Source organism: Enterococcus sp. RTP21361st1_A6_RTP21361_211029, assembly GCF_040910045.1.
In the GTDB taxonomy this organism is placed as follows: Bacteria; Bacillota; Bacilli; order Lactobacillales; family Enterococcaceae; genus Enterococcus_D; species Enterococcus_D gallinarum.
The window spans coordinates 1-11,962 of record NZ_JBDGBK010000102.1; the positions used below are offsets into that span (position 1 = coordinate 1).

The 11,962-nt window shown below is 39.2% G+C and carries 12 protein-coding genes; 2 read left to right on the top strand and 10 right to left on the bottom strand.

What is annotated here, in order from left to right:
• Positions 1 to 208 (top strand): hypothetical protein (locus tag AB5Z52_RS14310; RefSeq protein WP_368243860.1); only part of this gene is annotated, 208 nt, incomplete at its 5' end.
• Here the strand turns inward: AB5Z52_RS14310 and AB5Z52_RS14315 are convergent.
• The 9 genes from AB5Z52_RS14315 to AB5Z52_RS14355 all read right to left on the bottom strand — a co-directional run bounded on the left by AB5Z52_RS14315 (position 179) and on the right by AB5Z52_RS14355 (position 7,868).
• Positions 179 to 1,105, bottom strand: a complete 927-nt coding sequence (locus AB5Z52_RS14315) for a LacI family DNA-binding transcriptional regulator (RefSeq protein ID WP_005470459.1) — start codon at positions 1,103 to 1,105, stop codon at positions 179 to 181. The two genes, AB5Z52_RS14310 and AB5Z52_RS14315, sit on opposite strands and share 30 nt — an antisense overlap.
• A gap of 190 nt (positions 1,106 to 1,295) precedes the next feature.
• Complete coding sequence (locus AB5Z52_RS14320; protein ID WP_003125523.1) at positions 1,296 to 1,961, bottom strand: RpiB/LacA/LacB family sugar-phosphate isomerase; 666 nt, start codon at positions 1,959 to 1,961, stop codon at positions 1,296 to 1,298.
• Entirely contained in the window at positions 1,933 to 3,912 is a 1,980-nt protein-coding gene (locus tag AB5Z52_RS14325) for a PTS sugar transporter subunit IIA (protein ID WP_288551528.1), read from the bottom strand. Before AB5Z52_RS14325 ends, AB5Z52_RS14320 begins: the two co-directional genes overlap by 29 nt.
• A gap of 37 nt (positions 3,913 to 3,949) precedes the next feature.
• Positions 3,950 to 4,834 (bottom strand): class II fructose-bisphosphate aldolase, encoded by an 885-nt coding sequence (locus tag AB5Z52_RS14330; RefSeq protein WP_176332916.1) that lies wholly within the window; start codon positions 4,832 to 4,834, stop codon positions 3,950 to 3,952.
• A 34-nt stretch (positions 4,835 to 4,868) separates the two neighbouring features.
• Positions 4,869 to 5,981: a PTS fructose transporter subunit IIC gene (locus AB5Z52_RS14335; protein ID WP_003125518.1), complete on the bottom strand. Its 1,113-nt coding sequence runs from the start codon at positions 5,979 to 5,981 to the stop codon at positions 4,869 to 4,871.
• A gap of 21 nt (positions 5,982 to 6,002) precedes the next feature.
• Positions 6,003 to 6,311 (bottom strand): PTS fructose transporter subunit IIB, encoded by a 309-nt coding sequence (locus tag AB5Z52_RS14340; protein WP_005470452.1) that lies wholly within the window; start codon positions 6,309 to 6,311, stop codon positions 6,003 to 6,005.
• Between the two features lie 11 nt (positions 6,312 to 6,322).
• On the bottom strand, positions 6,323 to 6,787 hold the full coding sequence (locus tag AB5Z52_RS14345) for a PTS sugar transporter subunit IIA (protein WP_005470450.1): 465 nt from the start codon (positions 6,785 to 6,787) through the stop codon (positions 6,323 to 6,325).
• 287 nt (positions 6,788 to 7,074) lie between these two features.
• A complete protein-coding gene (locus AB5Z52_RS14350) occupies positions 7,075 to 7,659 on the bottom strand; it encodes a hypothetical protein (RefSeq protein WP_288551527.1) in 585 nt (194 codons plus the stop codon).
• Positions 7,656 to 7,868 (bottom strand): helix-turn-helix transcriptional regulator, encoded by a 213-nt coding sequence (locus AB5Z52_RS14355; RefSeq protein ID WP_003125516.1) that lies wholly within the window; start codon positions 7,866 to 7,868, stop codon positions 7,656 to 7,658. The genes AB5Z52_RS14350 and AB5Z52_RS14355 overlap by 4 nt, the downstream gene beginning before the upstream one ends.
• A gap of 242 nt (positions 7,869 to 8,110) precedes the next feature.
• On the opposite strand from AB5Z52_RS14355, the gene AB5Z52_RS14360 reads away from it, so the two are divergent.
• Positions 8,111 to 9,085 (top strand): S41 family peptidase, encoded by a 975-nt coding sequence (locus tag AB5Z52_RS14360; RefSeq protein WP_103300168.1) that lies wholly within the window; start codon positions 8,111 to 8,113, stop codon positions 9,083 to 9,085.
• Positions 9,086 to 9,178: 93 nt separating this feature from the next.
• On the opposite strand, the gene AB5Z52_RS14365 is transcribed toward AB5Z52_RS14360, so the two are convergent.
• Positions 9,179 to 11,518, bottom strand: a complete 2,340-nt coding sequence (locus AB5Z52_RS14365; RefSeq protein WP_368243862.1) for an HAD-IC family P-type ATPase — start codon at positions 11,516 to 11,518, stop codon at positions 9,179 to 9,181.
• Between the last annotated feature and the right edge of the window lie 444 nt (positions 11,519 to 11,962).

Here is an 11,962-nt window from a genome sequence, read left to right on the forward strand (position 1 = left end):
CATTCGTTTTCATAAATCTATTATAAAAGAAAAGACTGTAGACATCATCCATAAAATGGACTTTGTCTACAGTCTGGAAGCCCTCTATTCTCATGAGGGCTTTCTTATCCTTTTCTTGCGAAACGGCAGTCTCCTAAAAAAGAATGGTGATTTTGATAACACATTTTTAGAGCATTGCTTAACTGCGAACAAGCAATTCAAACGGTAAAACGATTTGTTCCCTACTCCGTTCCTGGAATAGACGGAACGCTTCTCGTCCACAGAGGTGCAAATGGAATTCAACGGTTGAAAAGTTCAGTAATCGACTGATCAGTAAGTTTTCTTGACCGATAATCAGAGGTGCTTTTCTTTCCCCATATTGAGATAATATTGTCGCTGCGATTTCATCTCCATTGGTAATGATCCCGTCAACGCCCCGGTCTTTGAAAAAAACAGCCGCAGCCTCGCCATCTTCTGCTTTGATACAATCCCAAAAAATGTCCTCTTCTGAAAACCCGGGAAAGAGCTCCTTTGCTTTAGCGATCGTATTGATCGAATTACAGCTGAGTCGTTTGCTGCGGCCAAGAGTCAAGCCTAACCGTTTAACGCCTTGTTCTTTAAGATAAAGGATGCTGGCTGTCACTGAGCCAACTTGATCGATCGTTACAAATGGGACATCCGTTCCGCTGGCATCTTCACAAAAAACGATAGGACCATTTTCAAGATAGGGGCGAAATGTCTCAATATGGTTGGCACGAGTGATGACAATCAATCCATCGAACCCTTTGGCAGCGAACTCTTCTAAATAGTCCTTCTCCAAGGCTTTATCGAAATTAGTTGGTAAAAGCGTCACCTTATATTGTTGCGCAAATGCTTCTTCCATAATGCCATTTAGTATTCTATCGAAGAAGGGATGGTTGACAAATGGTACGATGACTCCCACATTGAATGTTTTTCCTGAGCTTAGTTTCTGAGCGATCTTATTCGGCTTATAGTTCAGTTCTTTCATCATGGCTAAAATGGTTTGACGCTTTTGTTCTTCCACATACGGATGGCCGTTGATAACCCGGGAAACCGTAGTGATGGAATAACCAGTCATTCTTGCAATATCTCGAATCGTTGCCATAAACAGTTGCTCCTTATGCTATGTATTTTCACTGCTGCTTTATCTTCCTCTGTCTAGTTGTAGTCTACCATAAAAGGAATATAAAGACAGATTGTGGGGATGAAAAGGAAGATTTCTCTACCATAAGTGATAGACAAACAACCCGAAGTAGTTCTTTCTACTTTGGGTTGTTGATTATTCTTCTTCATTCCTATCTCATTTTTTCTACAAAGGCTTTTATAGAAGGATTTTGGCAGCCAGCGTCAAAACATTCCAAAAAACGTGGGGTTAACGCGGTGCGAACCAAAGCTGGATCCAGTGCTTTCAAACCTGACAGTAGTGGTTTTGCCATCACTTGTTTTACTTCATTCAATATTTCTGCATTGCGATTTTGTGATGCTTTCCGTTCTTTAGGATACCCATTTCCTTTGTTAGAACCAAAAGCACGGTCGAAGATTGTTTCCAGGTTTAGCTCTGCGCCCCAGCCGAATCCTTTAGCATAAGGTAAAGACAGGGCATTACCATTATTGATTTGCAAAAAAAGATATGCGTCGGTTGGTTCGATACAATACCCGCATATCACACCGGGATAGGCATTTAGAGACATTAATGCGCCTTGTCCAGTGCCGCAGCCAGTCACAATAAAATCAATCGCTCCTGAATGAAGCAGCAGTGCCGCTTGAATACCTAAATGAATATAAGTCAAACGTGGATTGTCTTTGCTGTAAGCTTCTGGCAGATCTTCTGATAATAAAGGTTCACTCATGCCAACATTATAAACCTCATGACCATATTTGTTGCCGATTGTTGTCAATTCATTTAGGATAATTGGATTCTTTGCTGCCTGACTAAATTCGTTCAAAAGTGCAATTTTCATTCTTTTCCACCTCATTTATTTTTAAAAAAAGATAATTGAAAGCTGCCAAAGCGTTTTTTTTCGCTTTAAAAGCGGCCATTAGTGAGTCGTTTTCTGTGAAATCGGTTAATTCCCGATAAAAATGTTTGTTCTGTCTAATTTCAATCGGGGTCTGCATTCTAGTGGCCAGTAAAAAGACCGTGTCCACCATTTCATCCTCGTACCAAAGAATTGGTTCATTCAAAACCATTATTGCTACTTTAGGTTCAAATACTTCTGTCATACTTCCATGTGGAATCGCTGTATGATGACCGATACAGGTAGTTGTCTTTTGTTCCCTTTTCCAAACCGTCAGATAGAAATTTGGCGATACAAACCCTAAACTTTCTAGTTGATTGGATAAAAATGTCACGACTTCTTCTTTGTTTGTATATGTTTGATTTACGAAGATCAATCTTGGATCCAGCAACGGCTTGGATGCATCGGAAAAAATAGAGATTGATCCAGGTACAATTCCCCAACGAGAAAGAGCCGTTCGAATATTCACAAGATCTTTGTTTGAAGGAAGATAAGAAATCGGAACTGCAGTGACCGAATCTACTGGAACCATCGTTAAATAAAGGACATCTTTTCTGGTAGAGTCAATTTCTTCTTCTCGTATAATATGAATCTCTTTGATTTCTGGAATATTTTTTTTAATATATTCAGTGGCAAACAAACTTTGGGAACGGCCTCGATCCGTTACTAAATAAGCATCAACTTGACTTTGATTTCTCAATATAGCGGCTTCGATATACAAAACGATGTAAGCAATCTCATCTTCGGTTAACTGTACATTATAGTAGTCCTCAAATAATTGACTTGTTGACCAAACGCTCAAAAAGACGCGACCATAGAGTTTTTTCAAGTCTCGGGTCAATTCAGATGAATTTTTGTGCCCGTATTTCATTCGAAAAATAGCAGAACGAAGATGGTTTGTCAGTTCTTCTTCCAAAATTTTGTCTTCCGTCAATGGCTGTTGCAAAATTTCTGAAATAGATGAAATGATTGTATGAACAAATTCAAGCAAATCGTTATCATACTGATTTTTTAAATTAGTGAGTGCTGCCGAATCCTTCCAGCGCAATTTATTTGATACAAGAATTTCCGCAGTAAGTATTCTTTTATCTACCTCATTGAATGTTCCGAATCCTCTTTTTTCTAATCCACGATAAAGGGTTTCAACAAAACTATATTCATTGGTGTATTCTCTTTCAAAATCAGCAATCGTTGGCATATCAGAGGCATAAGAAAATCTTCCAACGCTCAAAATCAGCATGATTCGTATTTTGATAAATGAGGTATTAGAAAATTTGATTTTCCAATCACTTTCTGCTTTTCGAATAATCTCAGAGATTTCTTCAACAGATATTCCTCTGGCAAATCGTTGCAAAACAACAGTTTGTTTTTCATCTTCTTGCAGAAGGATCGCATCTCGAATCGCTACCCGTTTTGAATATTCATCACCTACCAAAGTAAGTCCTTTTCCGGGAATCGTTTGAATCATAATATGATGATCAGCAAACCATTCTTTCACATGACTCATTAGTTTTCTGAAAGTAGGTATACTGACATATAATTTTTCAGCTAATTCTACTTGAGTGATAAAGTGATTACTCGCCCTTTCCAACAGCAAACAAATTAATGTCCATTCATCATTTTGGGAAATTCCTTCAGGTATAGAAAAATCACTAAAATGTTTTAATAACTGGTTTTGTTTATTTGGATAGAGAACAAATAAGATCCCTCTACCAGGCTTCGTATCAATTCGTCCAAGTTTATTTTCTACCAACAAATCATCGATTTGGGCGATTTTCCTCCGAATCGATTTTTCAGATTTGCCAACATATTCAGCTATTTTTTTGATAGAGGTCTCCGGATTTTTCTGAAGAAAACGTAAGATCTCTCTCTTTACTAATTTGTCTTTTATCAAATCCAAAGCCCTCCTATCAGATTCTGCCTTTCATTAACTATTCATGACCCGTGTAAGTAACCTCGCCGAAAATATAACGATCTTTTGAGCCGATTACCTCAATGTAATCTTTCACAAATTGCTTGACTCCTGCTTCAGCAGCCATACATAAATGCATATAATCCGTTTGCTCGTCTTTTTTTAGTTCTCTCATCATGGCTTCTTTTGCAACAGTGAACGCATCTGTAGCCACATTGATTTTATTGATTCCTAAAGAAACTGCTTTTCTTAAATTGGCTTTCCCGCAACCACTTCCTCCATGAAGCACTAATGGCATCTGCAACGTTTCTTTTAACTCTGCTAAACGCTCAAAGTCTAGTTGTGGTATTTTCCCTTTGGGGTAGTTGCCATGTGCGGTACCAATCGCAACAGCTAGAGCATCAACATCTGTTTTTTGAACAAAGTGTAATGCTTGTTCAGGATTTGTGTAAAGATCCATATTTGCATCATCTTCGTTCAGCGCTTGTCCTACATGTCCTAATTCTGCTTCAACAGAACAGCCAACACTATGTGCAAGACTGCAGACCATTGCCGTCTTTTGCAAGTTTTCTTCATAAGACAGGCTTGAACCGTCAAACATGACATTTGTAAAGCCTTGATTGATACATTCAGCAATGACTTGGAAGTCCATGCCGTGATCTAGATTCAACGCAACAGGAATAGTAACTCTGGTTGCCAGTTCCTTGATCAATGGAATCATTTCTTCTTTATGTGCATGATTTTTCATTTGACCAGGACCGAATTGAATGATGATCGGTGAACGCTGTTCTGCGGCTGCTTCGATTCCTGCACGCGCCATTTCAATATTGATACTATTCATCGCCATCACACCATAATAATTTTTATTGGCATCTTCTAAAATTGATTTCATACTTACTAACATTGTTGTCCCCCTCTTCTTCATATGATCGCGTTTCTTATTCTTCTAAAGTAATGTCAAAATCGAAATCGTCTGTTTCACTGTTTTCTACTGTTTCAGTTTCTGCTACCGTTTCACGTTTGATGACCGCATAGACAACGCCGGTAACAACTGAACCGATCACCAGAGCTACAACGAACATTAATGGATTCGTCATCATTGGTATCACAAAAATACCGCCATGAGCCGCAACTGATTCCACGCCAGATCCTACCGCTATTGCTCCAGCAGTTGCGGATCCTAATACGGAGCTGATGATGAAACGAACTGGATCTGCTGCCGCAAATGGCAGTACACCTTCGGTTATAAAACATAACCCCATTGGAAAAGCAGCTTTAGCGGTATCGATTTGTGCTTGTGCAAATTTTTTTTTGGCTAACAAAGTGGCAATGAATGCCCCGATTGGCGGTGTCATCCCTCCAACTAGTTTAGCCGCCATTGGACCGTTGATTCCATCTGCTCCTAATGCATTGGCTGCCAGTGAAGCAGTTTTATTGATAGGACCGCCTAAATCAAATCCCATGCAGGCACCGATTACCCCACCGATCACAGACTTTGCTCCGCCATTCAGCGCAATGATCCATTGTTGGAATCTATCCATAATGAAAGCTAACGGTGGCGAGAAAATCATTAGAAACAACATCCCACTAACTAAAGTAACTATTACTGGGATAACCAAGACCGGCATCAAGCCTTGCATCCAACTTGGTACTTTCCATTTTTTCACCCAATTCACACCATAACCAATCACAAAAGCGACCAGCAAGCCCCCTAAAAATCCGGCTTTTGTTTCATTAGCGGTATATCCTAAAATAAGTGCTGGTACAATAGCTGGCCGTCCAGCAATGGAATAGGCGGTGCCAGCAGCCATAACCGCAACCGCAAAGGCCATTGCATAGGAACTCAGCTTGTTGACTCCCCACCAAAAACCTGTCCACGTATAAGGATCCATCTCAGAAAACGGCGTGACTCCCGGTTGAACTAAATCTCCAATATTGTATCCGCCAAACCCTTTTGCTAGTGCCCCCAAAATACCACCGGCTACAATGATCGGAATCATATACGAAATTCCTGTCAGTACGTGTTTCTTTACCTCAAATTTCCCCTTCATGTATGCTACTCCTTTCCTTGATCATAAGCCTAATTTTTCATGAATTTTCTTGATTACACCTTCTGGTGATTTCATGATCAATGCTATGGGAATGTCAATGACTTTTTTCCCTTTGAATCGTTCCCGAGATACGCCAATATCCGTAGCTAGCAACACGATATCTGCTTCACGAATATCTTTTTCAGTTAATTCATTTTCTACCCCAATCGAACCTTGCGTCTCAATTTTCACATCATCCCCAGCTTTTATGGCAGCTTTCTCAATTTTTTCCTTTGCAATATACGTATGCGCGATTCCTGCTGTACAAGCAGTGATTCCAACTATTTTCATTTTCTTCCTCCTTAAATCTTTAATCGATCGATAACCTCATCAACTGAGTGGGTTATTTTTAATCGATTTAATAGTTCATCATCACTTAATTTTGCTGCAACCTTACTCAACAATTGCAGGTGTAATTTTGCACCAGATACATCGTCCGGAACCGCAAACAAAAAGAAAAAATTAACTGGTTGATTATCGTAAGATTCCCAGTGAATCATTTTGTTTGTTTTACCGATTGCGATTCCAGCTCGCATGACCGAATCTGATTTCCCATGGGGAATTGCCACGTTATTCCCCATTCCTGTGATCCCTTCTGCCTCACGCTCGTATACAGAGGCAATAAAATCGTCAAGTTTGCTGAGATAATTTTCTTTGTACAATAGAGTAGCTAATTCACGAATCACTTCGTCTTTTGTGCTGGCTTTCATATTTAGATCAATAACATTCCGATCAAATATTGTTTGATTTTCATTGACTGTTTCCATTCTTTCGCTCCTTCCATCTCTTATTACACTAAGAATAACAGAAAAAAAGAAAGCGCTTTTAAATAAATTGGGAAGAGCATTGTGGAATTTTTTTCTTTGCTGTTCAATCATGACTTTCAGATAATAAGACCTGGGCATTTATAAGTAAAAAAATTTATAGATAAAAATAAAAGCCCAAGATTTTTTGGACTTTTCGGGTTAGTAGATTTCTAATATTATAAAATTAATTATTGATGGAGAAGAACATAAGCCAAGGAAATAGGTACCCTAAGTATAATAGTATAATTCTAAGCCCTATTTGCTCTTTCCTTAAACACATACATCCAGCCCGTTAGGCTAATCACTAAACTGGCTAAAACAAGCCAAAACCCGGAATCAATGGTGATTCTCCCCGCTGCAACTAGCTTCTGTGAACCAATGACCATGTCGCGGCAGTAAAGAAACGTACCTCCTGCACCGATAAAAAGAAAGACGCTCAAGATAGTATAGACTTCTCCCTTCCTTGCATTGTGTCCAAAAAAACTGCCACTCAACATTTGATAGCCCACTATCACACTACCTACGATCCCCATGACAAAAAAAGCGAAATCACTAGGATTACTGAAAAAACCCGGCATAGTAAATAATAATATAAATCCAACTTTCAATCCCCACTTATAGCTATTGCTTTTCAACTGATTCTGCCGTTCATCATAAGACTCTTTTTCCATTCTACTCACTGATCGAAGAAGTAATCCATACAAGAGATAAAAGCCAAGAATAAATAAGACTCCAATAAACCAATAGCCTACCCAGGTAAAGAAAATCAAATTTGCTGCTACCCACAGCACGTGTAATACTTTCTCAAAAATACTTGCCCACTTGTTTTTCATTCGTTTGTGCCTCCAGTCAATTTAAACAGCTCCTCCACTGATAGTTTAAAATAATGAGCAATCCGTAATGCCAACTCTAATGAAGGATTGTATTTGTGGGTTTCGATGGCGTTGATCGTTTGACGAGAAACGCCCATAATCGCTGCTAATTCGCCTTGTGATAATCCTTGTTCCTCACGTATGCTTCTTAAACGATTGATGACTGGCATCTTCTCACTCCTGTCAAGTTTCCTTTACATAGAAGTTACCATATTTCACAGCTTGTGTAAAGGTTCCTTTACATTTCCGATTTTCGATAAAATCCAATCTATCCTCCAAATACAAACTTATTCCTTCAAATGTTAGATATAGCCCCTCATTAGTAACAAAATAACTTATCATTCTATTTTGACAATATAATCTGTTAAAATGAATGAATCACACCTATAAAAAATTGATTGGAGTGTACGAGATGAAGAAAGTATTAATCGCTCTTTTTTCCGTCGGTGCAATTTTAGGACTGTCGATCCATTTCTTTGGACTACAGATCGGACTCGCACTTTTTAATAAACCGATCTATATGATTCCACCTTCCGTCTATCGATTAACAAAAGATGCATTAACAATTATGGAGAATTATGGAGTATATGCAAAAGAGACCGGATTTGAGAAAGAAATACCAAACTATCTAGCTCAAGTCAAAAAAGACGATACGTTTGATGATGTTGTGCCCATGCTCAATGAAGCCATAAAGGAAGCTGGTGGTGATCATTCAGCTATTATTGAAGTCCAAGAGGATAAAGCGCCACTTTTCAATCCAGCTCTGCTTACTTTCCCTAGAATCTTGGCAGAAGACAACATTGTGACCCTCATTTTGCCTTCATTTCCTGCTAGTGATGAAGAAAATGTGCACACTTACGTTACTACAGCACTCGAACAACTTTCCAAGATTTCTGATCCCAAAGGTGTCATTATTGATCTACGAGGGAATACTGGTGGCAATATGATGCCTATGTTAGGGGCATGCGCTCCTTTCTTTAAAGAAGGTAAACTATTCGAATTTACTTCTCCTAACAAAAAAATCCCCGTCTTCAAGAAAGACGGGAAAATATGTTTTGAAGAAGATAATTTAAGTCTACCAACTAACTTAAACTTTCATCACTTGCCTATTGCTGTCTTAACAGATCATCAGACTGCTAGTTCAGCTGAAGTTCTACTGGTTGCTCTTTTAGGACAAGACCATGTTTCCTCTTTTGGAGAAGAAACAGCTGGTTATGCCACAGGGGTTTCAATGATTCCTCTTTATGGAAAATACGCTTTGTCCTTAGCAGGTGCAAAAATCAAAGGTTCCAATGGGATACTGTATGAAGAAAAGCCAATTCTTCCTGATGTCATAACTGACCACCCGGAAGATGCTGCACTAAAATGGCTTAAGTCCATTCATTAACCAGCAATTTGAGAAAATCCTTACTAAAAATACTTTTTTTCCTTAGATTCTGGCCTACTCTATCTCAGCGCCTTCACTAGCGCTGTTTTCAAGTTAGGATTTTTGAAGGACACCTTTTTTAGCATAGCGCCGAAAAACACGATGGACCAGTTTGCTCGCTAATCGTTGGATAAAGACGGAATAGTTGAGTAATGCGATCAACAAAATCAAATTGATATAGGTCGTATTGCCGAGATTAAATAGATCTCTTCCGACAATCAATGCGATAAAGTAGAGGAGCTGTGTGCCAAAGAAGACAAATGTTCGGTACTTGCTGTTTGGCGGATAAATTTTCCGCTGGATCAAGATGTAATTCCATGCAGTAAAAATCACACACATGATCGATAAAGCTTGACCACTGCTGCCGAACAAGTGCCCGATATTAATAATAAGTAATGTTCCAATTGCGATTGACAGCGAAGCCGGGAAAGCATTTTTGAAAATAGTAGACAAAAAGGCGCCTTTGATCCGATTGAAATCCGGTTCGAAATTCAACAAAAAGGTAGGAATGCCTACAAAACAAGCATTGATGATCGTAAGTTGGATCGGTTCAAAAGGATAAGCGGTCCCCGATAACAGTGTTCCCATAGTGATCAAGATGGAGAAAAGCACTTGAACCAAAACGAGCGACCCTGAGCGGGTAATATTATTGATGACTCTTCTCCCTTCATCCAGTACCGAAGGCAGCGCCGAAAACTGGTTTTCCAGCAGAACTAAATTTGCCACTTGTCTTGCTGCATCGACTCCTGATGCCATTGCGATCGAGCAATCGGCTTCTTTAAGAGCTAGGACATCGTTGACCCAATCTCCTGTCATAGCAACCGTATGATTCATTTCTTTTAAATAAATGACCATTTCTTTTTTTTGCTGTGGAGTCACTCTACCAAAGATCTGATAGTTGCCGACTGCCTCTTTCAGTTCTTCGGAGGTAAGCGTCGAAACATCGATATAATCAGACGCTCCGGGAAGATTGACTTTTTTGGCGATTTGACTAACCGTGACCGGATCATCGCCAGAAATGATCTTGCACTGAATGGCTTGGGATCTGAAATACTCTAGAGTAGCTTTGGCATCTGATCGGACCGTATCCGATAATAAGAAAAATCCTAAAGGTTCAATCGTTGCAGGTAACTCATGATTTTCGCAAATCTGAGGGCTATGTGCCAATACAATGACCCGATACCCTTGTTCAGCCAGCGCTCGTTCTTGTTTTAAAACAGGGGCATGCTCGTTGGACAAAAGAATAGAGGCCGCACCAATAAAGTAGGTCCCTTTTCCTTCAAAAGAAACACAACTGAATTTTCGTTCCGAAGAAAAAGGCACGACATGCTGCATCGCATACGTTTCCTTCTCTGGAAAGAAGTCTCTTAATGCCATGGCCGTTGGGTTCTTGTCCGGTAAATGTGCCAGTAGATTTTGCGTGATCTCTGTCATTTCTTCTTCTGAGGTAAAAGGGATCACTTTCTCTACTGTCATTTGTCCTTCTGTGATCGTTCCCGTTTTATCTAAGCAAAGAACATCCACTCGTGCTAACGCATCGATACAGTTAAGCTCTTGCACCAAGACTTTTTTTCGTGCCAGATAGACGGCACTGATGGTTAAGGTCACACTCGTCAGTAAAAATAATCCTTCTGGAAACATTCCTACAGCTGCGGCGACAGTTCGCAAAATGGCTTTGTTGAAAGAGGCATGCGTAATAAAATATTGTTTAAGGAATAACAACGTACACAATGGAATCAGAATCATACTGATCCAGCGAATGACTTTGTTCAGACTTCCTTGAATCAAGTATTTTTGCCGCTTGATCGTTTTCGCTTCCTTATTGATTTTTTCAATATAATTTTCTTCGCCGACGTGGATGACTTGGCAAAGTGCCTCACCGGCTGTGACAAAGCTGCCTGAAAACAGTTCAGCATCAGGTTCTTTACTGATGCTATCCATTTCTCCTGTCAATAGCGATTCATTCACTTCCAATGAACCTTCGATGACCTTGGCATCTGCCGGAACTTGGTCACCATTCTTCAATAACAGAATGTCATCTAGGACTAATTTATGGATCGGCAATGTTTCTAAATTGCCATCACGATACACATTGACTTTGGCAACTTTTAACAGCGCCAGTTTATCAAGGGTTCGCTTCGAACGGATTTCTTGAAACATGTTAATGATCACATTACTAAAAACGACAAAAACGAATAAGCCATTCTGATAAGAACCAGTTAATGCCACTAAGAAAAAGAGGAGGCTGTTGATCAGATTAAAAAAAGTAAAAACATTTGTAAAAATGATTTTCGGATACGAATTCGTCTTATCTTTCTTTGATTTGTTGACTTCTCCCCGTTGAATCCGTGCTTTTACCTCTGCTGAGGTTAATCCATGTTTGTTTTCGATGATGTCTCACCCTTTCTTCTTATCATTTGTCATACTCTCATTCCATCTTACGTAAGAATGGCTGGTTAATCTATAGGACTTCCGGTTGGTTTTTGCGGAACTTTTATTTTTTATAGTCTAAAGAATAATTTATCCTCTCATAAAAGATGACCTAATTGTGTAAAATATAGCATAATATGCTGCTGCTTGGCGTTTCATTTTTGTCACTTCACTGTCATGCTTTGGCATAATGTTCCTTTCTGACCTCGTTTGTTTAGTACTTGAACATTCAGCAACCTTGTTCTATCAACGATACTCGCAATCCCTTTCTGCTAAAATAAATAACTAGAGAGGTATCATCTTTTTTGCGGGTTGTTTTTTATCTTTAGAAATTCTGGCTCTATAATTTATGGGACTGATGAATCAGAATTGATTCTTCAGCCCCATTTTTATTTTAGGTATTAAAAA